Genomic DNA, 22,715 nt, shown 5'->3' on the forward strand with positions numbered 1-22,715 from the left:
GCCCGCCGACCCGAAGACCGGTCCGGGAGCCCGCTCAGATCTCGACGTCGCTCCCCATCGTCACGGTCCGCAGCGGAGGCAGTCCGAACCGCGCCGCCGGGTTGGCCGCGTTGTGGGCGAGGGCGACGAAGAGGGAGCGGCGCCACGGCACCATGCCCTTGTGCTTGGTGGTGCGGATGGCGCCGCGGGAGATGAAGTACGACGCGTTCGTGAAGTCGCCCGGCTGCAGCGGCAGCACCCCGGTCCGGCACGCCGTCCGCAGCGCCCGGGGGATGTCGGGCTCGTCCGAGAAGCCGAAGCGGATGCTGAGGTGCTCGATCCCGTCGTCGGCGTACCCGAGGTCGTCATAGACGAAGGCGTCGCCCGGCGGCACGTGCGGCACCGGCGCCGTGCTCACCGACACGATGATCACGTGCTCGTGCAGCACGTGGTTGTGCTTCACGTTGGCCCGCAGCGCGAGCGGGGTGCTGTCCTTGTTCGGGTGCGGGAAGATCGCGATGCCGGGCACGCGGGGGAGGTCGGCCGTGCGCAGCTCCTCCACGAAGGCGGTGAGCGACCCCTCCTTCTTCTCCCGGTCGAGCTGCACGAGCTGACGGCCGCGCCGCCACGTCGTCATCACCAGGATGACGGCGGCCGCGATCAGCAGCGGCACCCAGCCGCCGTTGATGATCTTGGAGAGGTTGCCGGCGAGGAACGCGAGCTCCAGCCCGCCGAACGCGACCGCCGCGAGCACGATCTTCCACGGCGCCCACCGCCAGAGCGGCCGGGCGACGAGGAGCAGCAGGAGGGTGTCGACGACCAGCGCGCCGGTGACCGAGATGCCGTACGCGGTCGACAGGCGGTCGGACGATCCGAACGCCAGCATCACGGCCATCACGCCGATGAAGAGCAGCATGTTGACGGCCGGCAGGTAGATCTGGCCGCCCTCCCGCTCCGAGGTCTGCCGGATGGTGAGCGGCGGCAGCAGGCCGAGCTGGACCGCCTGCCGTGACAGCGAGAACGCCCCCGAGATGACGGCCTGGCTGGCGATCACCGTCGCAGCGGTGGCCAGGACGACGACCGGCAGCCGGCCCCAGTCCGGGATCATCAGGAAGAACGGGTTGGCCTTCGCCGCGGGATGGTGCAGCACCAGTGCCGCCTGGCCCAGGTAGTTGATGGTCAGGGCGGGGAACACCAGGAAGAACCAGGCCCGGCGGATCGGCGCCCGGCCGAAGTGGCCCATGTCGGCGTACAGCGCCTCCGCCCCGGTGATGACCAGCACCACGGCCCCGAGCGCGATGAACGAGATCGCCGGATGCGCGATGACGAACGCGATCGCGTACGTCGGCGAGAGCCCGAGCAGCACGGAGGGATACTGCACGACCATCCCGAGGCCCGCGGCAGCCAGGACGACGAACCACAGCACCATCACCGGGCCGAACAGCACGCCGACCCGGCCCGTCCCGAACCGCTGCACCGCGAACAGCGCGACCAGGATGACCGCGGCGATCGGGATGACGAGGTGCGAGATCGCGGGCACGGTGACGTGGAGGCCCTCCACCGCCGAGAGGACGCTGATCGCGGGCGTGATGATCGAGTCGCCGTAGAACAGCGAGACGCCCACGATGCCGATGACCAGCAGGATGCCCGCCTTGCCCGCCTTGTCCTTGTAGAGCCGCTGCGCCAGCGCGGCGAGCGCCATCACGCCGCCCTCGCCGTCGTTGTCCGCCCGCATCAGGATGCCGAGGTACTTGATCGACACGATGATCGTCGTGCTCCACACGATCAGCGAGATGACCCCGAACACGTCGCCCTCGTCGGCCCGCACGGCACCGCCGTCGAGCAGGAACACCGTCTTCAGCGCGTACAGCGGGCTGGTGCCGATGTCGCCGAACACCACGCCGAGCGCGGCCAGCGCGGCCGCCGCGAGGGCGGGCGGCCGGTGCGGCAGGGGCTGCTTCGGCCCGGGGCGCTTCGGCGGGATCGAGCCGCCGGCCGCTCCCGCTCCCTGCGCGCCGGTGGCGGGAGGGCGGCCCGTTCCGCTGGAGGCTGTTCCTCTCATTGCCGTCACGGTACCCCGGAAGGACGCGGCCGGCGTCGTCCGCCCGGTCGGTCTTCTAGCGCGTGACCCGCCCCTCCAGCGCCGCCCGGTACCGCGCGTACCGCGGCGCGCCGATCCATCGCCACGCGAGCACCGCCGGCGCCGGCAGGTGCTTCTTCTTCCACTCCGCGCCGCCGTCGGGCTGGGCGTCGAGGATCGCGCCGAGCATGTTCCACTGCTGCCCCTTCGGCGTGCTCGCCCGGCCGTGCTCGGCGAACCAGTCCACCTCGCGCTCGGTGATCGTGTGCTCCATCACGGGGACGATGTTCGTCTCCTCGTCGGGGAGGTGCTCCGCGAGCGACGCGTTGATGCCGACCAGGGCGCTGCGTACCGGCTGCGCGGCGGTCCGCGTGGGGTCGACCAGCCAGACCGCGACCGCGCGGTCGAGCGCGTTCAGGTGGACAAGCATCTCTGCATGCTGGCGTTTCATCCGCTCGACGTGGAGGGCGCACGACGGCGCCCGCTCGTCGATCGCCGGCCAGAGACGCTCGTCCTCGGCCTCGTGGTGCGCGTGCAGGGAGGCGGAGATCAGGTGCAGCTGATCGGCGACGACCGCGGCATGGGCCGTATCGCCCTCCGCGACACCGTCGACCAGCGCGGCGGCCTCGCCGAAGGAGTGCCGGAACAGGCGGTGGATCTCGATCATCCCGCTGGCGTCGCAGGTGACCGGCCCGTCGAGCGGCGAGGCGCCCGACGACGGCAGAGGTGTGGCTGACATGCGCGAACTCTACGACTCCCCGCCGCCCCTGCACGACTAGGGTGTGCGGGAGCCGTCGTGCGCTCCGGCGCCCGGCTGGAGGGAGGCCCCGTACGCGTCACCGCCTGGCTCGCGCGCCACGATCCCGGCTTCGGCGCGCTGCGCAGGGCCGGCCGGGCGGCGATCCTGATGCCGCTGCTGTTCCTCCTCGGCAGCCGCGTGATCGGGAGCCCCGACGTCGCGATCTTCTCGGCGTTCGGCACGTTCGCCCTGCTGCTGTTCGTCGACTTCGGCGGGCCCCTCCGCGAACGGGTGCAGGCCCAGACCGCGCTCGCGCTCGCCGGGGCGGTCCTCGTCGTGCTCGGCACCCTCGCGGCGCAGCCGGTGTGGCTGTCGGCGGTCGCCATGGCCGCCGTGGGATTCGTCGTGCTGTTCGCCGGATCGGTCAGCTCGGTCACGGCATCGGCCGGCACCTCCCTGCTGCTCGCGTTCATCCTCCCGGTCACCCTCCCCGGCACCCCGGAGTCGATCGGCCCGCGCCTGCTCGGCTGGGGGATCGCCTCGGCGGTCAGCATCGTCGCGATCACCGTGCTCTGGCCGGCGCCGACCCGCGAGCCGCTGCGCCGCCCGGCCGTCGAGGCGTGCCGCGCGTTGGCCGTCCGCCTCCGCGCCGAGGTCGCGGCGCGTGCGGCCGACGCGGACGCCGATGCCGCCGAGGAGGCCGCTCGCACCGCCTCCGCCGCCGACGACGCCGTGGCCGCGCTGCACGAGTCCTTCCTGACGACGCCGTATCGCCCGACCGGCCTGAGCACACCGGCTCGCACGGTGGTGCGCCTGGTCGACGAGCTGACCTGGCTGGATGCCGTCCTCGGCCCGTCCGGGAGGCCGCCCGGAGCTGCGACGGCCGCCGCCGCTCCCGCGTCCGCCCCGGTCGCCCTCACCCCGGCCATCGCCGCCGCCCGCCGCGTCAGGAGCGCCGCGGCCGACGTCCTCGACGAGGGTGCGGTCCTGCTCGCCCAGCACGCCGGCGACCCTCGCCCCGTGGAGGCCGCCCTCGACCGCCTCGCCGCCGCGCGCGCCGTGGTCGAGTCGACGACCCTGAGCGACGCCGACGCAGACCACGACGCGGACCACGACGACGACACCACTGCCACCGCCCGGACGCCCGACGCCGCGACCTCCGCCCCACCCCGCACGGCCCCCGCGATGGTCACCGCCCTCGACCCCGGCTTCCGGGCGCAGGAGCTCGCCTTCGCCGTCGCCGCCGTCGGCCGCAACATCGCCCTCACCGCGCGGGCGGAGCGGCGCAGCTGGTGGCAGCGGATGCTCGGCCGGCAGCCCGGCGACCTGCGCGGCCCGGTCGGCGCGGCGGCCGAGCGTGCCACCGGTTACGCGGGCCGCAACTCCGTCTGGCTGCGCAACAGCATCCGCGGGGCCGTCGCGCTCGGGCTGGCCGTACTGCTCGCGAAGGTCTCGGGCGTCGAGCACTCGTTCTGGGTGGTGCTCGGCACGCTCTCGGTCCTCCGGTCGAGCGCGCTCAGCACCGGGCAGACCGTGCTCCGCGGCGTGCTCGGCACCGCAGCGGGCGTGGTCCTCGGCGCCGGTCTCATGTTCCTGCTGGCCGGGGGAGGGCCGACCCTGCTCCTGATCGTGCTGCCGCTGGCCATCCTCGTGGCGGGCGTCGCACCGGCCGCGATCTCGTTCACGGCGGGGCAGGCGGCGTTCACCGTGCTGCTGGTCCTGCTGTTCAACATCATCGCGCCGGCCGGCTGGACGGTCGGCCTCATCCGCATCGAGGACATCGCCCTCGGCTGCTCGGTCAGCCTCGTCGTCGGCGCCCTGTTCTGGCCCCGCGGCGCCGCCGCCTCCCTCCGCAAGGCGCTCGCCGACGCGTACCTGGAGGGCGTCCGCTACCTCCGCGCCGCCGTCGCCGCAGGGCTGGGGAAGCCCTTGGATCCCACCTCCGATCCACGCGCCCACGCCCTCCGCGCCGCGGCCGCGTCCCGCCGCCTCGACGATGCGTTCCGCACCTACCTGGCCGACCGTGGAGCAAAGCGCCGTCCGCTCGCCGAGATCTCGTCCGCCGTCGCCGGCGTGGCGCAGGTGCGGCTCGTGAGCGATGCCGTGCTCGAGCTCTGGCGGGTGGAGGCGATCGATCCGCTCGCCGCGGACGCCGCCCGCGGCGACGTGGCCGCCTCCCTCGACCACCTCGAACGCTGGTATGCCGAACTGGCCGCGCGGCTCGTCGCCGGCGACCCCCTCCCCGAGCCCGACGACGCCGACCGCACCGCCGTGGAGCGGCTCGCGGCGGCGGCGATCGCTGCGGCGTCGGCCGCGCCTCCCGCGCGATCCCGTCGCCCCACCGTTGTGCGCCTCATCTGGACCGCCGACTACCTGGAGGTGGTCCGCCGCCTCGAGCGCGCCATCGTCACCCCGGTCGGCACCCTCCGCGACGACACCGCGCCCCGCATCGGCGCCTGACGCGGCCGCGCGGCCCACCGGGCGAACGGCGCCGTAGCCGCACCCCGCGGCGCGGCGTTACGCTGCCCGCGTCACGACCCTCCCGGCCGTGACGGGGTCGAGGGAGGGAGCGCGCCATGGTCGCCACACAGCCGCATCCGCAGCAACCGGGAGCAGGGAGCGCACGCACCCCGCGCTCCACCCGCACCCCCGCCCTCAGCCGCGAGGGCGCCGCCATCGTGGTCGCCGCCGGAGGTTTCGTCGTCGCGCTCGTGATCGGCCTCCTCGCCTTCTGGGGTCGCAGCCTCCCCATCGACGGTCCCGGCTCGCTCTCGCAGACGGCCGCTCTCGTCGCCGCGGTGCTCGCGCTCGCCGCCTACCTGGGCGGGAGGTGGTGGCCGCGGGAGGGGCTGACCCCGTTCCGCACGGGCTCCCGCGCCTCCGGCGTCGACGTCTTCGACACCATCGTCATCGCCGTCGCGCACGCCGTGATCGCGCTGCTGGGCTGGGTGGCGCTCGGCGCGGTGCTGGCCGACGGCTTCCAGGACGCCCAGGTCTACTGGCTGGCGGGCTCGGTCCTCGCCGGGGCGATCGGCGGGGTGACCGCGTACACGGCGTTCCTCTCGGCGGCGGGGATGAACCTCCTGCGGCTGTCGACCGTGCTCGCCGTCTTTGCGATCGTCGGGCTGCTCGCCAGCATGCTGTCGGCACCCGACCCGCACTGGTGGCACCTGCACCTGAGCGCCCTCGGGATGTCGCAGAGCGTCTCCTCGTTGACCTTCAACCTCACCCTGATCGTCGCCGGCGTGATCGTCACCGCGATCGCCCGCTACGCGACCGACGCCCGTGGCATCGCCGACCCGCGGCAGCACGCCGCCGCGCTGCGCATCCGCGTGTGCCTGATCCTGATCGGGGTGCTGCTCGCGGGGGTCGGCCTCTTCCCGCTCAACGTGTCGGCGATCCTCCACAACGTGTCTGCCGTCGGGATGCTGCTGACGTTCTCCTTCGTCGTGTTCTGGGTGCGGTCGGCCGTTCCCCGGGCCCCACGATCCTTCTTCCTCCTCGGCTACGTCTTCTTCGCCGCCATCGTCGTGATGGCCGTCTTCTACGTGATCGGGTACTACGTGCTCACGGCGACGGAGCTCGTGGCCGGCGTGCTCGTCTTCTCCTGGCTGATCGTCTACCTGCGCATCGGTGCCGCGGCGACCCCGCGGGAGCCCGTCGATGGCCCGCCCGACACACCCGCCGAGACACCCGCCGCCGGGTGAGGACGTACGCGTCGTCGATCCGCCGCTCCCTCCTTCGACAGCCTGTACAGCCGGAGGCCGCGGGTGCGCGCCTAGCATCGCGGTGACCCGGAGCCCTGACCCCGGTGAGGAGTGATAGCCATGGACAGCATCGAACGTGACGTCGTCATCGTCGGCGCTGGCGCATCCGGCCTGACGGCCGCGACGGAACTGACCAAGGCCGGCCTGACGGTCGCCGTCCTCGAGGCGAGGGACCGCGTCGGCGGCCGCCTGTGGACGGACGACATCGACGGCGCGACCCTCGAGATCGGCGGCCAGTGGGTCTCGCCCGACCAGGACGCCCTGATCGAGACGCTCGCCGACCTCGGCCTGGAGACCTACCCGCGCTACCGCGACGGCCTCAACGTCTACCTCGGCGCGAACGGCGAGCGCCGCACCTTCGAGGGCGAGATCTTCCCCGTCGCCCCCGCCACCGAGCGCGAGATCGTCGGCCTCATCGAGCGCCTCGACGCGCTCGTCGCCGAGATCGACCCCGAGGCGCCCTGGAAGCACCCGCAGGCCAAGGAGCTGGACGAGATCTCGTTCCGCCGCTGGCTCGAGACCCAGACGGACGACGAGGAGGCCCGGCGCAACATCGGCATGTTCATCGCCGGCGCGATGCTCACCAAGCCCGCCCACGCCTTCTCGGCGCTGCAGGCCCTGCTCATGGCCGCCAGCGCCGGCAGCTTCTCGAACCTCGTCGACGCCGACTTCATCCTCGACCGCCGCGTGAAGGGCGGCCTCCAGCAGGTCCCGCTGCTCCTGGCCCAGCGCCTCGGCGACGACGTGCACCTCGGATCGCCCGTGCGCACGGTGCGCTGGGACGAGGAGGGTGTGACCGCGATCACCGACACCCTCCAGGTGAAGGCGCGCTTCGCCGTCCTCGCCGTGCCGCCCGTGCTGATCAGCCGCATCTCGTACGAGCCGCCGCTGCCCCGCCGGCAGCAGCAGCTGCACCAGCACCTCTCGATGGGCTTCGTCATCAAGGTGCACGCCGTCTACGAGACACCGTTCTGGCGCGAGGCCGGGTACTCGGGCACCGCGTTCAGCCCGTTCGAGCTCGTGCACGAGGCGTACGACAACAGCTACCACGGCGACCCGCGCGGCACGCTCGTCGGCTTCGTCTCCGACGAGGCCGCCGACGATGTCTTCCGACTGAGCCCGGAGGAGCGCAAGGCGCGCATCCTCGAGTCGCTGTCGCACTACTACGGCGAGCAGGCCCTGAACCCGGTCGTCTACTACGAGAGCGACTGGGGCAGCGAGGAGTGGACCCGCGGCGCCTACGCCGCCAGCTTCGACATGGGCGGCCTCGCGCGCTACGGCGCCGACCTCCGGAAGCCGGTCGGGCCCATCCACTTCTCCTGCAGCGACATGGCGGGCAAGGGCTACCAGCATGTGGACGGCGCGATCCGCGTCGGCCGCGAGACGGCGGCCGCGATCGTGCAGACCCTGGCGGGCGCCGCCCGCTGACAGACGGCGCGCGGCCCGTCGTGGAGGGCCGCGTGCTCCACACCTCCCGTGGATGCGGAGGATCGGACGGGCCGGCCCGGGAGGGGCCGGCCCGTTCCACATGTCGCCGCCCGCCGAAATGCATTCATAGCCCCTCGAAAGGCTGTGAAATGTGCAATCAGACGTGTAGGATCGCCTTACGAGACGCCGTCGACTTCGTCCGGCTCTCGTAGCGGGCGGTTCCTGAACGGGTACAGGTCGTTCCGCGGCGTGGCGCGACCTAGCGTGCCGCGCCTGTGCCCCCGGCTGTTTCGGGTTCAGCCGGGGGCATCACTCTGCGCACGGCCCGGCGGCCCGGCCGGCCCGCCTCCGCCACGGCCCGGCTCGCGCCCCGCCTCCGCCACGGCCCGCCTCCGCCACGGCCCGCCATCCCCACCACCCGTTGCCAACTCCGGAGATCGCGCCCCACGCGGCCCACTTCTCCGGAGTTAAGGTTGCTTCGTGCCGATCTCGGCCGCCATCTCCGGAGTTGCGCGCACGCATCGAGGCACGCCGCTAACTCCGGACCTCACCGCCCGCGCGGCTCCGAACGCACGTAGATCCGGACACTCCGCGCTACGAGCGGCGAACCTCCGGAGTCACCCGCCGACCGCGACGCCGCGCCTCACACCGCCCGGATGGTCCACGACGCCGACGCCGACGCTCCCGGCTCCAGCACGATCAGGTCGGTCCCCGAGTTGTACGCGTCAGGAGGGCACGTCATCGGCTCGACCGCGAGCCCGAGGCGCGAGCTGGCCGGGTCCGGCTGGTCGGCCGTGTGCACCTGCACCCACGGGCACGAGGAGTCCCACGACACCTCCACACCGCTGCCGTCGGTCGTCGTCAGCCGCACCACGGCCTCGCCCTCCTCGCCGCGCCGCAGCCCGGTGAAGGCGTGGTCGATGAAGGTGTCGCCGATCACCCGCGGCGTCCGGAAGTCGAAGACGCCACCCTCCTCGGTGACCGGGACCAGCCCGGTCGGGATCAGCCGGTCCTCGGTGACGGTGAGCACCTGCGACGCGGGGAGGCTGAGCGTCCAGTCGTCGACGCGCCCGTCGCCCGCGACGAGGTACGGGTGCGGCCCGGTGCCCCACGGCGCAGCGGTCGGGCCGGTGTTCGTGCCGGTGACGGTGGTGTGGAGGCCCTGCTCGTCCAGGCGGAAGGCGACCGTGACCTCCACCCGGTGCGGGTAGCCCGCCTGCGCCTCGATCGTCGCGGCGAACGTCGCGCTGTCGCCGGACCGGTCCACCGCCGCGAAGTCGAGCCAGCTGACGAGCCCGTGCAGGGCGTGCCCGCGGTTCGGCTCGGTCAGCGGCAGCTGCTGCTCCACCCCGGCGAACGTGTAGCGGCCGTCGACCACCCGGTTGGGCCAGGGCGCGAGCGTGGCTCCCCGGTACGCGGGCCGCACCTCGTCGGCGTCGAACGGCACGACGAGCGGCCGTCCGCGGTGCTCCAGGGTGCGGAGGCTGGCGCCGACCGACGCGATCGTCGCGTGATAGTCGCCCGCGGTGAGGCCGAAGTGGGTGCCGGAGATCGGAGTGCTCATTCGCCCATTCTGGCGAGAACGGGCGCGACGGCACAAAGCGGTTCTGCACGAAGCGGTTCCGCACGAAGCAGCTTTGGAGAAGCGCCGCCCGCGCAGCGCTCCCTACCGTGGTCTGCATGACGAACATCGACCATGTCACCCTCGAGGTGACGGACGCAGCAGCAGCCGAGCGGTTCTACCGGGACGCTTTCGGGCTGGAGGGGCAGGTGCGGTTCCGTGAGGGCGCCTCGCCGAGCAGCGGCTTCCGCGGCTACACGCTCTCGTTGACGGTGGCCCAGCCCGGAGACGCGGAGGCCTTCATCGCGTCGGCGCTCAACGCCGGCGCCCGCACCGTCGTCCCGCCCAAGAAGTCGCTCTGGGGCTTCGGCGGCATCGTGGAGGCTCCCGACGGCGCCCTGTGGAACATCGCGACCTCCGCCAAGAAGGACGCCCGCCCCGCCGAGCGCGCCTTCGAGCACCTGGTCCTCCTCATCGGCGTGGAGGATGTGGCGGCGAGCAAGCGCCTGTACGTCGAGCGCGGGCTGAAGGTCAACAAGAGCATCGGGTCGTTCGTGGACTTCGACATGGGCGACGGCATCGGCTTCGGCCTGTACAAGCGACGGGCGCTCGCGAAGTCGGCCGGCGTGCCGGAGGAGGGCAGCGGCTCCCACCGCATCCTGATCGGCGGGCGCGGGCCGGCGTTCACCGATCCCGACGGCTTCGTGTGGGAGGAGACGCGGGAGGCATGAGCCTCCCTCACCCCGCCGCCCGCAGCGCCGCATACAGGTCCGCCCGCGCCGCGAACCCCGACAGGTCCCGCCCGAGCAGCCGCTCCGCCTCCGCCACGCGCGCCCGCAGCGTGTGCCGGTGCATCCCGAGCCGTTTGGCCGCCACGTCGTAGACGCCGTCGCAGTCGAGCCACATCCGCAGCGTCCCGGGCAGGGTGGGGTCGGCCTCCGTCAGCGGGGCGAGCGCGGTCGTGGCGACGGCCCTGGCGTCGGGTGTCTGCAGCAGTGCGAGCATGCCCGCCGCGGCCACGTCGTCGAACGCCGGCACCGGGTCGTCGGCGCTCGCCCGGCCGCGCGCGACCTCCGCCTGCCCGAGCGCCGCGCGCAGCCCGGTGAGCGGGGCGGGGCCCGAGACGCCGCCGCGCAGGCCGAACCGCGCCGCCAGCTCGGCCGCGGGCGCCGCGTCCGCCGACGCCGACTCCAGCAGCACCAGCTCGTGCCCGTCGCGGGCGAAGAAACCGCCGCCGTTGGTCTCGAGCCAGTCCGTCGCGGCGGCCAGCGCCGTTCCGGTCAGGGCGGTCACGCGTACGGGAGGCTCCGGCAGGGGCCCCAGCGCGGGCTCGGCCACCGCCGCCGCCAGCTCGGTCTCGCCGGCCAGCAGCGCCCGCCAGACGGAGGTGCGCAGCCGCGACCGCGCGGCGTCCGCCGCCCGGCTCTGCTCCAGCGCCAGTCCGGCGAGGGCCACCACGCCGGTGACGACCTGCTGCGCCGCCTGGTCGAGTCCGTCGGAACCGACCGCGAGCACACCGCGCAGCCTCCCCGCCGCCCCGAGGGTCTGCAGCGCGAACGGCCCGGCATCGGTGGTCGCGCTGCCCGCGGCCCGGCGGCGGCTGCGCAGGAGGGGATCGGCGGCCGCGCGGAGCGCCTCCCTCGCCTCCGCCCGCAGCGCTCCCGACGGAGCGATCCGGTCGAGCGCTCCGTCGGCGCCGATCAGCGCCACCGGCCGGTCGATCTGGCGGGCGAGCTCCGACAGCACGGCCGCGAGCGGGTCGGGCCGCAGGGCCGCGAGCGAGATCGCACGCGAGGCCCGCAGCGCCCAGGTGTTCCGCGCGTACTGGTCGGCGGCCACCCGGTCGGCGAAGAACCGGGCGATGGCGATGAACGGCGTCCGGTACGGCACTTCGAAGAGGGGGAGGCCGTGCCGCGTGCACGCCTCGACCAGCGGCTCCGGGGTGCCGGCACGCACCACCTCGGTGCCGAAGCCCAGCCCTGCGATCCCGTGCGACACCAGCCGTTCGACGTACGGGTCGACCTCCTCGGGCGTCCCGGTGATCAGGAGCACCTGGCCGGGGGAGAGGAACGGCGTCGGGTCGGCGAGCTCCGAGCTGTGCGCCCACGGCACGGGGGTGTCGAGCGCGCCGACACCGGCGGGCGTGAGGAGGCGGAGGTCGAGCTCCGGCCGGGCGAGGAGCTGGGCGAGCGTCGCGGGCATGTCCATCCGATCCGCCAGGGTGTCGATCCCTGACGCCAGAATTGTACGTGGCGTCCAGGCGAGAGGAGGCGACCGCTTCTTACGATTCCCGCATGACCATCACTCCGCCTCTCACCAGCCCGGGCGTCGTCGGCGCTCCCACCGGCGGACCGTCGCTCCCGCAGGAGCGCCGGCTCGTCACCCCGATCCCCGGCCCGGAGTCGCGTAAGCGCTCCGAGCGCAAGGCGCAGGCCGTCGCCGCCGGCGTCGGCGCCACCATCCCCGTCTTCGCCGTCGCGGCGGGAGGCGGCGTGCTGGTCGACGTCGACGGCAACTCGCTCATCGACTTCGGCTCCGGCATCGCCGTCACCGGCGTCGGCAACTCCGCGCCGCGCGTCGTCGAGGCCGTGACCGCGCAGGTCGCCGCCTTCACACACACCTGCTTCACCGTCGCGCCCTACGACTCCTACGTCGACGTAGCCGAGGCGCTCAACCGGCTCACCCCTGGCGACTTCGCCAAGCGCAGCGCGCTGTTCAACTCCGGTGCGGAGGCGGTGGAGAACGCGGTCAAGATCGCCCGCCACTACACCGGCAAGCAGGCCGTCGTCGCGTTCGACCACGCCTACCACGGCCGCACGAACCTCACGATGGGCCTCACCGCCAAGAACCAGCCGTACAAGAACGGCTTCGGCCCGTTCGCGCCCGAGATCTACCGCGCCCCGCTCAGCTACCCCCTGCGCGACGGCGGCCTGACCGGTGCGGAGGCGGCGAAGCGCGCCATCTCGATGATCGAGAAGCAGATCGGCGCCGCCAACCTGGCCGCGGTCATCATCGAGCCGATCCAGGGCGAGGGCGGCTTCATCGTCCCGGCCGACGGCTTCCTCCCCGCCCTCCAGGAGTGGGCGAACGCCAACGGCGTCGTCTTCATCGCCGACGAGGTGCAGACGGGCTTCGCCCGCACCGGCACCATGTTCGCCTCCGAGCAGTTCGGCATCACCCCCGACCTGATCGTCACCGCGAAGGGCATCGCCGGCGGCCTCCCGCTCTCGGCGGTCACCGGCCGCGCCGAGATCATGGACGCGCCGCAGGTCGGCGGCCTCGGCGGCACCTACGGCGGCAACCCGCTCGCCTGCGTCGCCGCGCTCGCCGCGATCGAGACGTACGAGCAGGACGGCCTGGTCGAGCGCGCCCGCGAGATCGGCACGATCCTGTTCGAGAAGCTGGGCGCCCTCCGCGACGCCGACCCGCGCGTCGCCGAGGTGCGCGGCCGCGGCGCCATGGTCGCCATCGAGCTGATGGACCCGGAGACCGGGGAGCCGGATGCCGCGCTGACCGGCAAGGTCGCCGCCGCTGCCCACGCGGCCGGCGTCGTGCTGCTCACCTGCGGCACCTACGGCAACGTGATCCGCTTCCTTCCGCCGCTGAGCATCCCGGACCACCTCCTGATCGAGGGGCTGGACGTCGTCGCGGAGGCGGTGGCGAACGCATGACCGCGATCGACACGGCACCCGAGTTGACGACCCGCGAGTCCGAGCTGCTCGCCCGCATCCCCGACGGCCTCTTCATCGGAGGTGCGTGGGAGGCGGGTAGCGCCCCGCAGATCGAGGTGCAGGACCCGGCCACCGGCCGCGTCATCAAGCGCATCGCGAACGCCACCCCCGAGGACGGCGTCCGCGCCCTCGACGCCGCAGCGGCCGCGGCCGACGCGTGGGCGGCGACCGCTCCACGCGTCCGCGCCGAGATCCTGCGGAAGGCGTGGGAGCTGCTCCAGGAGCGCCGCGAGGACTTCGCCCTCCTCATGACGCTCGAGATGGGCAAGCCGCTGGCCGAGGCAGGCGGCGAAGTCACTTACGGCGGCGAGTTCCTGCGCTGGTTCTCCGAGGAGGCGGTGCGCATCTCCGGCCGCTTCGGTCAGAACCCCGAGGGCACCGGCACCATGGTCGTCTCGCAGCGCCCGGTCGGCCCCTGCTACCTGATCACGCCGTGGAACTTCCCGCTCGCGATGGCCACGCGCAAGATCGCGCCGGCGCTCGCCGCCGGCTGCACGGTCGTCGTGAAGCCGGCCGAGCTGACCCCCCTGACCACTCTCTTCTTCGCGCAGCTGCTCGAAGACGCGGGTGTGCCCGCGGGTGTCGTCAACGTGGTGCCGACGAGCAACGCGCGGGCCCTCTCCGAGCCCATCATCGCCGACCCGCGGCTGCGCAAGCTGTCGTTCACCGGCTCCACGCCGGTGGGCCGCTCGCTGCTCGCGCAGGCCGGGCAGAACGTGCTCCGCACCTCCATGGAGCTCGGCGGCAACGCCCCGTTCGTGGTGTTCGAGGACGCCGACCTGGACAAGGCGGTCGAGGGCGCGATGCTCGCGAAGTTCCGCAACATCGGCCAGGCCTGCACCGCCGCCAACCGCTTCCTCGTGCACGAGTCCGTCGCCGACGAGTTCGCCCGCCGCATCGCGGAGCGGGTGGAGGCGCTGCAGCTCGGCCGCGGCACCGACGACGGCGTGACCATCGGCCCGCTGATCGACGACCGCGCCGTGGCCTCCATGGGCGCGCTCATCGCCGACGCGGTCGAGCGGGGGGCCCGCGTGCTCACCGGCGGAAGCGCTCCGGAGCGCGACGGCTTCTTCTTCGAGCCGACCGTCCTCGTGGACGTGCAGCCCGGCAGCGACATCCTCCGCGAGGAGATCTTCGGCCCGGTGCTCGCCATCGGCACCTTCTCGACCGAGGAGGAGGCCGTGGCTCGCGCCAACGAGACCGAGTACGGCCTCGTCGGCTACGTCTTCACGCAGGACCTCGCCCGCGGCCAGCGCATGATCGACGGCATCGACACCGGCATGATGGGCCTCAACACCGGCCTGGTGTCGAACGCCGCCGCGCCGTTCGGCGGCGTGAAGCAGTCGGGCCTCGGCCGCGAGGGCGGCCTCGAGGGCATCCACGAGTACCTGAGCACCAAGTACACGCTGATCCCGGCGTGATCCAGGAGGGCCTCGCCGCCGACCTGCCCGGGAACGGGCTCAGGACCCGGCGGTGAGGTCCTTCTTCACCTCGTGCTCCACGAGCACCGGAACGAAGTCGCGCACCGCCGCGTCGTCGAACTCCTCGTGGTGCTTCTCGACGAGCTCGTCGATCCGCGCGCGCGGGACCTCCGGGAACCGCTCGGCCAGGCGCTCCGCCGCGTGCTCGACGGCGACCGTCTCGTCCTCGGGGATGTCGTTCTTCTCGATCGTCATGCCGTGGATTATGCACCCCGGGAGTGAACGGCGGGCACTCTCCATGCCAGGCTGGTGCCATGAGTGACGAGTCGATCGAAGTCGTAGTGGTCCGGGTGTTCACCGACGAGCGCGGGGTGAACGGCAACGAGCTGGGCATCGTGCGCAGCTCCGCCGTCACCGCGCAGCGCGAGCAGCCGATCGCGACCGCCCTGGGGTTCAGCGAGACCGTGTTCGTGGACGAGCTCGACGAGGAGCGGTTCGAGGCCGCCATCCGCATCTTCACGCCGGCCAGGGAGCTGCCGTTCGCCGGCCACCCCAGCGTCGGCACCGCCTGGTGGCTGGCCGAGTCGCGCACCCCGGTGGGCGTGCTGCGCGAGAAGGCCGGCGACGTGCTGGTCGAGGTGGACGAGGAGCAGGAGGTCGCCTGGGTCCGCGCCCGCGCCGAGTGGGCGCCCGACTTCGAGTGGCTGCCGCTCCAGTCCCCGGAGGACGTGGAGGCGCTCGACGCTCTGGCATTCACCACCGGCCACCATTACGCGTACGCGTGGATCGACGAGGAGGAGGGGCGTCTGCGCTCGCGCATGTTCGCTCCCGACATGGGCATCATCGAGGACGAGGCCACGGGTGCAGCGGCCGTCGCGCTCACCGCGCGGCTGGGCCGCTCGCTGCGCATCGAGCAGGGCGTCGGCTCCGAGCTGATGACCGAGCTGCTCGAGGACGGCTGGGTGCGCGTCGGCGGCCGGACCGTGTACGACCGCACCATCGACGCCACGCTGTGACGGCGTTCGAGAGCATCCCCGTCGGCGATCCGGGCGAGGGCCCGTACGGTGTCGCCGCGACCGCGGACGGCGCCGTGTGGTTCACCCTCGTGCACGGCGGCCGGGTCGGCCGACGCGACGCCGACGGCTCCGTCGCCTTCCTCGCCGTGGGGGAGGGGTCGCAGCCGTCGGTCGTGACCGCGGCCACGGAGTCGACGGTGTGGGTCACGGACACCGCCGGCGACCGGCTGCTGCACCTCGGTCCGGGTCCCGCGGGCGGCCGCCCGGTGGTCATCGGGGAGGTCGCGGTGCCGACCTCGGGCGCCCAGCCGTTCGGCGTCGTCGCCCTCGACGACGGCACGGCCTGGTTCACCGAGCTGGGCGCCGACGCGCTCGGCCGCGTCGACATCCTCGGGCGGGTGGAGGAGTACCCGGTCGGGCGTGAAGGCTCCTTCGTGTCGATGGTCGCGGCCTCCGGCGACAGCATCTGGTTCACGCTCAATGCGGCCTCTGCGCTCGGGCACGTCCGCGGGGGCGACGCGGCCATCGTCTTCACCGAGCTCCCCGCCGGTTCGGGCCCGGTCGGTGTCGCGGTCGCGGAGGACGGCGCCGTCTGGGTCGCGCTCCTCCGGGCCGACGCGCTCGCCCGCCGCACGCGCGACGGGGCGGTGTCGATCATCCCGCTCGGCGAGGGTGCCCGCCCGCACGCGGTGGCGGCGGACCCCGACGGCGGCGTGTGGGTGAGCCTCTGGGGTGCGCATGCTCTGGCGCACGTGTCGGCCGAGGGGGAGGTGGAGGTGCGCCCGCTCCCCGACGGCGCCCGCGAGCCGCACGGCGTCGCCGTCGACCGCGCGGGCCGGGTGTGGTCCGCGGCCGAGTCGGGAGTACTCGTCAGCACCTGACCCGGCCAAGTAACACATGTTGTGCATGTAATATATGGAACTCCTGACGATCAAGGAGTTCCCCCATGTACGACGAATCCCTCGCCTTCACCGGTCTCGGCACGGTGGTCATCGGCTCGGCAGTCCTCGACTTGTGGTGGGTCGCGGCAGGAGCCGGCGTCGCCATCGTCCTCGGCATCGGCGTCGCACGGCTCGCTGCGCGACGTCGCGCGCACCGGTGAGGGGCGTCGGGTTCGTCGCCTTCGCCCTGATCCTGACCGCCCTCTCGGCGCTCTGGTGGGCCGCAGGCGGCCCGAGCTGGTACGGCGTGGCGGTCATGAGCCTGCTGGCCATCAAGCTCGTGCTGTCCTGGCGCGGCGGGGTCCGGCCGGCGGGCACCGCGCGGCGGCTGGAGCGGTTGCGCTCGTTGCGCGTCGGCGTCGCGATCCCGGTCTACAACGAGGATCCTGAGATGCTGGCGGCGGCGCTCGGCTCGCTGCTCCAGCAGACGCGCCTGCCGCAGTCGATCGTGGTCGTCGACGACGGCTCGCCCGACCCGCGGGCCCTCGCGGAGGCCGAGCGCTGGGTCTCCCGCTTCGCGCAGGCCGGCGTGCGCCTCGAGGTCATCGCCTTCCCGCAGAACCGCGGCAAGCGGGAGGCGCTCGTCGCGGCCCTGGAGGCGCAGTCCGGCACCGACCTCCTCGTCGGCGTCGACTCCGATACCGTGCTGGACCGGCGGGCGCTGGAGGAGGCGCTCGTGCCGTTCCTCGACCCCCGCGTCACAGTCGTGACCGGGCTGGTGCTGGCCCTCAATCACAACCGCAACCTGCTGACCCGGCTCATCGACATCCGCTACGCGAACGCGTTCCTGTTCGAGCGGGCGGCCTATTCGGCGCTCGGCTCGGTGCTGTGCGCCTGCGGCTCGCTGTCGGTGTACCGCACGGACATCCTCCACCGCTACAAGGAGGACTTCCTCACGCAGACGTTCCTCGGGCGTCCTGCCGTGTTCGGCGACGACCGGCGGTTGACCAACTACGGGCTGCTGGAGGGGCGCGCGATCTTCCAGCGCACAGCCATCGCGTACACCGCGGTCCCCGAGCGCTGGGGGCACTTCCTGCGGCAGCAGGTCCGCTGGAACAAGTCGTTCTTCCGCGAATCGCTGTGGGTGCTGCTCCACATGCCCGCCTCGAAGTGGGCGTTCTGGCTGACGGCCACCGAGATGCTGACCTGGGCCGTCTTCTCGGTGGCGGTCGGCTGGGCGCTCGTCGTCGCGCCCGCGTTGACGGGCTCCCTCCTCGTCGGCCCCTATCTGCTGTACGTCACGCTGGTCAGCTACGCCCGCTCCGTGCGCTACCTCGACCTCACCGGGGTCAAGCAGAGCAGGAAGGACCGCACGATCGGCTTCCTGATCTCTCCGCTGTACGGCCTCGTGCACATCCTGCTGCTGATGTGGCTGCGCCTCTACGCGCTGGCGACCCTCCGGTCGGGGAGCTGGGGCACACGTGCGTCGGTCGAGGTCGCGCTGACCCCGGACTCCCTCCACGGCAAGCTCTGACGACGAAGGGCGCCTGATGGTCGTCATCCGGTTGGAATAGCGACCACCAGACGCCCTTCGGCGGCGTGGCGGGTGCGGTTACTCGCCGACGCCCACGTACTCGGCGGCCTCGTCGGCGTCGGCGGGAGCGCCCGCGGCGAGCCGCTCGCGCAGCTTCCGGCCCAGCTCGGCATCGACGTTTGTCCAGTACTGGATGGCGCGCTCGCGGATGTCCTCGCGCTTCACGCCGCCGACCGCGCCCGCGATCGTGTCGAGGAAGCGGGCCTTCGCCGCCTCGTCGTACACCTCGCGGTACAGCGTGCCGGCCTGGCCGAAGTCGTCGTCCTCGGCATGCAGGGTCGCTGCGGCGCGGGTCAGCTCCCCGTCCGACTCCCACGATCCGGTTCCGGCGAGCTCCGGCTGCGCGGCCGGGCCGCCGAACGAGTTCGGCGCGTAGACCGGCGTGCCGGCCGGGTTGAAGCCGTGGCGGGCGGCGCCGTCCTGCGAGTAGTTGTGCACCGGGGCGACCGGCGCGTTCACAGGGAGCTGGTTGTAGTTGGTGCCGACGCGGTAGCGCTGCGCGTCGGGGTAGGAGAAGACCCGCGCCATCAGCATCTTGTCCGGGCTGATGTCGATGCCGGGGACGGTGTTGGCCGGCGAGAAGGCGGCCTGCTCGATCTGCGCGAAGAAGTTCTCCGGGTTCTCGTTCAGGGTCATCGTGCCGACCTCGATCAGCGGGTAGTCCGCGTGCGGCCACACCTTGGTCAGGTCGAACGGGTTGAACCGGTACGTCTTGGCGTCCTCGTACGGCATGACCTGCACCGACACCTTCCAGGCAGGGAAGTCGCCGCGGTCGATCGCCTCGTACAGGTCGCGGCGGTAGTAGTCCGCGTCCTCGCCGGCGATCCTCTCCGCCTCGGCGCCATGCATCTCCTCGTTGCCCTGCAGCGCGTGGAAGTGGTACTTCACCCAGAACCGCTCGCCGGCCGCGTTGATCCACTGGTAGGTGTGCGAGCCGTAGCCGGGCATGGTCCGCCAGGAGCGGGGGAGGCCGCGGTCGCCCATCAGGTAGGTCACCTGGTGCGCCGACTCGGGCGAGAGGGTCCAGAAGTCCCACTGCATGTCGGCGTCGCGCAGGCCGGAGCCCGGGAGGCGCTTCTGCGAGTGGATGAAGTCGGGGAACTTGATGCCGTCGCGGATGAAGAAGACGGGCGTGTTGTTGCCCACGATGTCGTAGTTGCCCTCGGTCGTGTAGAACTTCACCGAGAAGCCGCGGACGTCGCGCCAGGTGTCGGGGGAGCCCTGCTCGCCGGCCACCGAGGAGAAGCGCACGAGCGTGCGGGTGGTGGTCGCGGGCTGGAACAGGGCCGCGCGGGTGTACGCGGACACGTCGCCGATGACCACGAACTCGCCGAACGCACCGCCGCCCTTCGCGTGCACGATCCGCTCCGGGATGCGCTCGCGGTTGAACTGCGCGAGCTTCTCGACCAGGTAGCGGTCGTGGAGGGCCGTGGCGCCGTCCCGGCCGGAGGTCAGCGAGTGCGCGTCGCTGGCGACCGGGGTGCCGGTCTGGGTGGTGGTGAACTCGTTCGTCATTCTTCTCCTCGTTCTCTCTGGCAGGACGGGCACAGACCCCAGAAGGTCACCTCGGCCGTTGCCACCGCGAATCCGCCTGCGTCCGAGGGATGCAGGCAGGGCGCGTGGCCGACCACGCAGTCGACGTCTCCCACCGCGCCGCACGAGGTGCAGACGATGTGGTGGTGGTTGTCGCCGGTGCGCCGCTCGTACCGGGCCGGGGAGCCGGCCGGCTCGATGCGGCGCAGCAGCCCGGCGGTGGTGAGGTCGCCCAGCACGTTGTGCACGTTCTGGATCGACGTGCCGGGGAGGGCCGGCAGCACCGCGCGGTAAACCGACTCGGCGTCCGCGTGCGGCAGTCCGGTCAGCGCGTCGAGGACCGCCAGGCGGCCCTGGGTGACGCGGAGGCCGGAGTCGCGCAGAGCGCCCTCGAGCTGTGCCGTGTCCATACCCCCGACACTATCGTGGTTGTTTTGAATAACTCAAAACAATGCATGCATTCGGGCGTGGCGCGCTCCGCCGTGCCCGATCGTCAGCGGGCGCGCGAACGGAGGCGGGTCTCCTCCAGGTCGAGCATGGCCTGGGCCTCGGTGAGGATGCGCGACGGGTACGAGCCGCGGGCGCGTTCCTCCAGGAGGCGGTCGCGTTCGGCGTTGACGACCGCCAAGCGCAGCGCGCGGAAGACGTGGTGGGGCCTCGACTCCGGGGGCTCCTCCGCCAGGCGGATGCGCTCCCAGGCCGACTCGGCGCGCAGGAAGGACGTCTGCCGCACCCGCTCCACCACCTCGGGGTCTACCGGGGCGGTCGTGCCCGCTGCGCCCTCCGGGTCGTCGAGCACGCGGATCCCCGCCTCGCTGATGTCGTCGAGGAGCTGGGCGAGGAGGCGGCGGTCCTCCTTGACGTCGACGCCCTGCAGGCCGAGCGCGCGGATCAGCCAGGGCAGTGTCCCTCCCTGCAGCACCAGGCTCACGAAGGCGACGGTGAACGCGATCAGGATCAGCTGCGGCCGGTAGGGGATGTCGGTGGGCAGCGACTGGGCGGCGGCGAGCGTGACCACGCCGCGCATCCCGGACCAGCCGAGCACGACGGCGCCCTTCCAGTCGATGGCCTCCTGGCGAAACTCCTCCAGGTCGTTGCGGTGGCGGAGGTAGCGCTGCTCGGCCCGCTGCTTGCGCAGCGACTGCCAGCGGTACCTCACCGGATGGTCGCGGAAGTACTGGATCATCAGCCACTCGCGCAGCACCGATCTCTCCGCCCGCTCCGCGCGTCTTCGGAGCGAGTAGATGAGGGGGAAGATCAGCAGGTAGCGGATGATCACGAGCGACAGCATCGCGATCAGTCCCAGCAGGATCGAGTCCCACACGCTGAGCACCTCGGGGTGGTCGACGTCCTTGACGAGGGTGCGGAGCTCCAGGCCGATCAGCAGGAACACGCCGTTCTCGAGCAGGAACTGGATCGTGCGCCAGTTGATCGCGTCGCTGATCCTCGCCTGGGCGCTGAAGGCACGGGGTGCCGCGTGCCCGGTGTAGAGCCCCGTGATGACCACGGCGAGGACGCCCGACCCGTGCAGCGCCTCCGTCGGTGCGAAGGCCGCGAACGGCACGACGACCGAGAGCGCCGTGTCGAGCACCGGGTCGTTGAGCTTGGAGCGCACCCACACCGAGACGAAGCCGACGACGAGCCCGATGACGAGGGCGAGGATGACCGCCGTGATGAAGTCGACGACGCCGGCGAACGGCGTGCTGAGCGAGCCGACCGCGGCGGCGAGGGCGGTGCGCAGCAGCACCAGGGCGGTCGCGTCGTTGACCAGGCCCTCTCCCTCCAGCACGGTGAGCAGCCGCGGCGGGAGGCCGAGCCGGCGCCCGATGGAGGTCGCGGCGACCGCATCGGGCGGGCTGATGATCGCGCCGAGGGCGATGGCCGCCGCGAGGTTCAGATCGGGGAGGAGCGTGTAGAGGATGAAGCCGGAGGCGAAGGCCGTGATGATCACGAGCACGATCGAGAGGCCGGCGATGGGGGCCAGGTTGCGCCGGAAGTCGGTCAGCGGCACGCTGATCGCCGCCGCGTAGAGGATCGGGGGCAGCAGACCGTCGAGGATGATCTCGGGCGGCACCTCGATGTCGGGCACGCCGGGCAGCACCGACAGGGTGACGCCGACGATCACGAGGATGATGGGCGCCGCGACGCCGAGCTTGCGGGCGAACGCGGCCACGCCGACGATCACCGCTACCGCGATGACGGCGTATACCCCGAGCTCCATATGTCCAATCGTATGAGAACGTTCAGGGTCGGCGGGCGCGCAGTCCGTCGATGGCCATCGCGATGACGCGGTCGCGCTGCTCGTCGTCGTCGAACGCGACGCCGGCGATGCCGGAGACCATGCGGATCACGTCGCCGATGGTGGCGTCCGCCCGCACCTCCCCGGCCTCCTGGGCCCGGCGCAGCAGCGGCTCGCCGGCCTCGTAGAGCGAGGTGCGGCAGGTCAGCATCACGGCGGAGTCCTTGTTGAGCCCGTCGAGGAGGGCGTGCTTCGTGCCGATGTAGCTCACGAACCGGCGCAGCCAGGCCTCGAAGCCGACCCACGGGTCGAGGGAGGCGGCGTTCTCGGCCGCGTGCACGACGGCGTCGACCTCGTCGACGTAGACCGCCTCCACGAGGGCGTCCTTGGTGGGGAAGTTGCGGTACAGCGTGCCGATGCCGACGCCGGCGTTGCGGGCGATCTCCTCGAGGGAGGCGCCGGTGCCCGCCTCGGCGAAGCACTCGCGCGCCGCGCCCAGGAGCGCGTCGAAGTTGCGACGGGCGTCCGCGCGCTGCGGGCGGACGATGCCGGCGCGGGTCGCGGTGTCGGTGCCGGTCACTGCTGTGTCCTTTCGGGAGGTCGAGGAATTCGGGGGTTGCGAAGCGGAGGCACCCTCCGGTAATGTCTTCATCGTAACCGGAGGCAGCCTCCGAACGGAGCCTCCCTCCAATTGTACGCCCGTCCCGGGCTCACCGGGGCCGGCATCCCCTCGAGAAACGGAAAAC

At 72.5% G+C, this 22,715-nt stretch carries 19 protein-coding genes; 10 read left to right on the top strand and 9 right to left on the bottom strand.

Annotated elements, in window-relative coordinates:
- Positions 1 to 34: 34 nt before the first annotated feature.
- Positions 35 to 2,041 carry a potassium transporter Kup gene (locus P5G50_RS06780; RefSeq protein ID WP_301210609.1) on the bottom strand — a complete coding sequence of 669 codons (2,007 nt, stop codon included), beginning with the start codon at positions 2,039 to 2,041 and terminating at the stop codon, positions 35 to 37.
- A 55-nt stretch (positions 2,042 to 2,096) separates the two neighbouring features.
- On the bottom strand, positions 2,097 to 2,798 hold the full coding sequence (locus P5G50_RS06785) for a hemerythrin domain-containing protein (RefSeq protein WP_301210610.1): 702 nt from the start codon (positions 2,796 to 2,798) through the stop codon (positions 2,097 to 2,099).
- 57 nt (positions 2,799 to 2,855) lie between these two features.
- Between P5G50_RS06785 and P5G50_RS06790 the strand changes: the two genes are divergently transcribed.
- The 3 genes from P5G50_RS06790 to P5G50_RS06800 all read left to right on the top strand — a co-directional run bounded on the left by P5G50_RS06790 (position 2,856) and on the right by P5G50_RS06800 (position 7,993).
- Complete coding sequence (locus P5G50_RS06790; RefSeq protein ID WP_301210611.1) at positions 2,856 to 5,258, top strand: FUSC family protein; 2,403 nt, start codon at positions 2,856 to 2,858, stop codon at positions 5,256 to 5,258.
- A gap of 116 nt (positions 5,259 to 5,374) precedes the next feature.
- Complete coding sequence (locus P5G50_RS06795; protein WP_301210612.1) at positions 5,375 to 6,505, top strand: DUF998 domain-containing protein; 1,131 nt, start codon at positions 5,375 to 5,377, stop codon at positions 6,503 to 6,505.
- A 120-nt stretch (positions 6,506 to 6,625) separates the two neighbouring features.
- Entirely contained in the window at positions 6,626 to 7,993 is a 1,368-nt protein-coding gene (locus P5G50_RS06800; RefSeq protein ID WP_301210613.1) for a flavin monoamine oxidase family protein, read from the top strand.
- 643 nt (positions 7,994 to 8,636) lie between these two features.
- Here the strand turns inward: P5G50_RS06800 and P5G50_RS06805 are convergent.
- Positions 8,637 to 9,557 (bottom strand): aldose 1-epimerase family protein, encoded by a 921-nt coding sequence (locus tag P5G50_RS06805; RefSeq protein WP_301210620.1) that lies wholly within the window; start codon positions 9,555 to 9,557, stop codon positions 8,637 to 8,639.
- A gap of 116 nt (positions 9,558 to 9,673) precedes the next feature.
- Between P5G50_RS06805 and P5G50_RS06810 the strand changes: the two genes are divergently transcribed.
- Positions 9,674 to 10,285, top strand: a complete 612-nt coding sequence (locus P5G50_RS06810) for a VOC family protein (protein ID WP_301210621.1) — start codon at positions 9,674 to 9,676, stop codon at positions 10,283 to 10,285.
- A gap of 7 nt (positions 10,286 to 10,292) precedes the next feature.
- Here the strand turns inward: P5G50_RS06810 and P5G50_RS06815 are convergent, their stop codons facing one another.
- Positions 10,293 to 11,756, bottom strand: coding sequence for a PucR family transcriptional regulator (locus P5G50_RS06815; RefSeq protein ID WP_301210622.1), 1,464 nt, complete (start codon positions 11,754 to 11,756; stop codon positions 10,293 to 10,295).
- Positions 11,757 to 11,848: 92 nt separating this feature from the next.
- Between P5G50_RS06815 and gabT the strand changes: the two genes are divergently transcribed.
- Both gabT and P5G50_RS06825 read left to right on the top strand, forming a co-directional pair.
- Positions 11,849 to 13,225 carry a 4-aminobutyrate--2-oxoglutarate transaminase gene (gene gabT, locus P5G50_RS06820; protein WP_301210623.1) on the top strand — a complete coding sequence of 459 codons (1,377 nt, stop codon included), beginning with the start codon at positions 11,849 to 11,851 and terminating at the stop codon, positions 13,223 to 13,225.
- Positions 13,222 to 14,706: an NAD-dependent succinate-semialdehyde dehydrogenase gene (locus P5G50_RS06825; protein WP_301210624.1), complete on the top strand. Its 1,485-nt coding sequence runs from the start codon at positions 13,222 to 13,224 to the stop codon at positions 14,704 to 14,706. The genes gabT and P5G50_RS06825 overlap by 4 nt, the downstream gene beginning before the upstream one ends.
- Before the next feature lie 39 nt (positions 14,707 to 14,745).
- Here P5G50_RS06825 and P5G50_RS06830 read toward each other — a convergent pair whose 3' ends face one another.
- Positions 14,746 to 14,961, bottom strand: a complete 216-nt coding sequence (locus P5G50_RS06830) for a three-helix bundle dimerization domain-containing protein (protein WP_301210625.1) — start codon at positions 14,959 to 14,961, stop codon at positions 14,746 to 14,748.
- Between the two features lie 59 nt (positions 14,962 to 15,020).
- On the opposite strand from P5G50_RS06830, the gene P5G50_RS06835 reads away from it, so the two are divergent.
- The 4 genes from P5G50_RS06835 to P5G50_RS06850 all read left to right on the top strand — a co-directional run bounded on the left by P5G50_RS06835 (position 15,021) and on the right by P5G50_RS06850 (position 18,137).
- Positions 15,021 to 15,722 (top strand): PhzF family phenazine biosynthesis protein, encoded by a 702-nt coding sequence (locus P5G50_RS06835; RefSeq protein ID WP_301210626.1) that lies wholly within the window; start codon positions 15,021 to 15,023, stop codon positions 15,720 to 15,722.
- Entirely contained in the window at positions 15,719 to 16,603 is an 885-nt protein-coding gene (locus tag P5G50_RS06840) for a Vgb family protein (RefSeq protein ID WP_301210627.1), read from the top strand. Before P5G50_RS06835 ends, P5G50_RS06840 begins: the two co-directional genes overlap by 4 nt.
- Before the next feature lie 65 nt (positions 16,604 to 16,668).
- Positions 16,669 to 16,824, top strand: a complete 156-nt coding sequence (locus P5G50_RS06845; protein WP_301210628.1) for a hypothetical protein — start codon at positions 16,669 to 16,671, stop codon at positions 16,822 to 16,824.
- Positions 16,821 to 18,137 carry a glycosyltransferase gene (locus P5G50_RS06850; protein ID WP_301210629.1) on the top strand — a complete coding sequence of 439 codons (1,317 nt, stop codon included), beginning with the start codon at positions 16,821 to 16,823 and terminating at the stop codon, positions 18,135 to 18,137. Before P5G50_RS06845 ends, P5G50_RS06850 begins: the two co-directional genes overlap by 4 nt.
- 78 nt (positions 18,138 to 18,215) lie before the next feature.
- Here the strand turns inward: P5G50_RS06850 and P5G50_RS06855 are convergent, their stop codons facing one another.
- The 4 genes from P5G50_RS06855 to P5G50_RS06870 all read right to left on the bottom strand — a co-directional run bounded on the left by P5G50_RS06855 (position 18,216) and on the right by P5G50_RS06870 (position 22,549).
- Positions 18,216 to 19,712, bottom strand: a complete 1,497-nt coding sequence (locus tag P5G50_RS06855) for a catalase (RefSeq protein ID WP_301210630.1) — start codon at positions 19,710 to 19,712, stop codon at positions 18,216 to 18,218.
- Positions 19,709 to 20,140 carry a Fur family transcriptional regulator gene (locus P5G50_RS06860; RefSeq protein ID WP_301210631.1) on the bottom strand — a complete coding sequence of 144 codons (432 nt, stop codon included), beginning with the start codon at positions 20,138 to 20,140 and terminating at the stop codon, positions 19,709 to 19,711. Before P5G50_RS06860 ends, P5G50_RS06855 begins: the two co-directional genes overlap by 4 nt.
- A gap of 83 nt (positions 20,141 to 20,223) precedes the next feature.
- On the bottom strand, positions 20,224 to 21,951 hold the full coding sequence (locus P5G50_RS06865) for a cation:proton antiporter (protein WP_301210632.1): 1,728 nt from the start codon (positions 21,949 to 21,951) through the stop codon (positions 20,224 to 20,226).
- Positions 21,952 to 21,973: 22 nt separating this feature from the next.
- Entirely contained in the window at positions 21,974 to 22,549 is a 576-nt protein-coding gene (locus P5G50_RS06870; protein WP_301210634.1) for a TetR/AcrR family transcriptional regulator, read from the bottom strand.
- Between the last annotated feature and the right edge of the window lie 166 nt (positions 22,550 to 22,715).

Source organism: Leifsonia williamsii, assembly GCF_030433685.1.
Lineage (GTDB): Bacteria > Actinomycetota > Actinomycetes > Actinomycetales > Microbacteriaceae > Leifsonia > Leifsonia williamsii.

Bases quoted from the DNA above. Each gene is read 5' to 3' on its own strand.
- gabT (WP_301210623.1), top strand. From the start codon at position 11,849: ATGACCATCACTCCGCCTCTCACCAGCCCGGGCGTCGTCGGCGCTCCC.
- P5G50_RS06835 (WP_301210626.1), top strand. From the start codon at position 15,021: ATGAGTGACGAGTCGATCGAAGTCGTAGTGGTCCGGGTGTTCACCGAC.
- P5G50_RS06855 (WP_301210630.1), bottom strand. From the start codon at position 19,712: ATGACGAACGAGTTCACCACCACCCAGACCGGCACCCCGGTCGCCAGC.
- P5G50_RS06830 (WP_301210625.1), bottom strand. From the start codon at position 14,961: ATGACGATCGAGAAGAACGACATCCCCGAGGACGAGACGGTCGCCGTC.
- P5G50_RS06815 (WP_301210622.1), bottom strand. From the start codon at position 11,756: ATGCCCGCGACGCTCGCCCAGCTCCTCGCCCGGCCGGAGCTCGACCTC.
- P5G50_RS06810 (WP_301210621.1), top strand. From the start codon at position 9,674: ATGACGAACATCGACCATGTCACCCTCGAGGTGACGGACGCAGCAGCA.
- P5G50_RS06845 (WP_301210628.1), top strand. From the start codon at position 16,669: ATGTACGACGAATCCCTCGCCTTCACCGGTCTCGGCACGGTGGTCATC.
- P5G50_RS06800 (WP_301210613.1), top strand. From the start codon at position 6,626: ATGGACAGCATCGAACGTGACGTCGTCATCGTCGGCGCTGGCGCATCC.
- P5G50_RS06795 (WP_301210612.1), top strand. From the start codon at position 5,375: ATGGTCGCCACACAGCCGCATCCGCAGCAACCGGGAGCAGGGAGCGCA.
- P5G50_RS06805 (WP_301210620.1), bottom strand. From the start codon at position 9,557: ATGAGCACTCCGATCTCCGGCACCCACTTCGGCCTCACCGCGGGCGAC.
- P5G50_RS06825 (WP_301210624.1), top strand. From the start codon at position 13,222: ATGACCGCGATCGACACGGCACCCGAGTTGACGACCCGCGAGTCCGAG.
- P5G50_RS06780 (WP_301210609.1), bottom strand. From the start codon at position 2,041: ATGAGAGGAACAGCCTCCAGCGGAACGGGCCGCCCTCCCGCCACCGGC.
- P5G50_RS06865 (WP_301210632.1), bottom strand. From the start codon at position 21,951: ATGGAGCTCGGGGTATACGCCGTCATCGCGGTAGCGGTGATCGTCGGC.
- P5G50_RS06785 (WP_301210610.1), bottom strand. From the start codon at position 2,798: ATGTCAGCCACACCTCTGCCGTCGTCGGGCGCCTCGCCGCTCGACGGG.
- P5G50_RS06860 (WP_301210631.1), bottom strand. From the start codon at position 20,140: ATGGACACGGCACAGCTCGAGGGCGCTCTGCGCGACTCCGGCCTCCGC.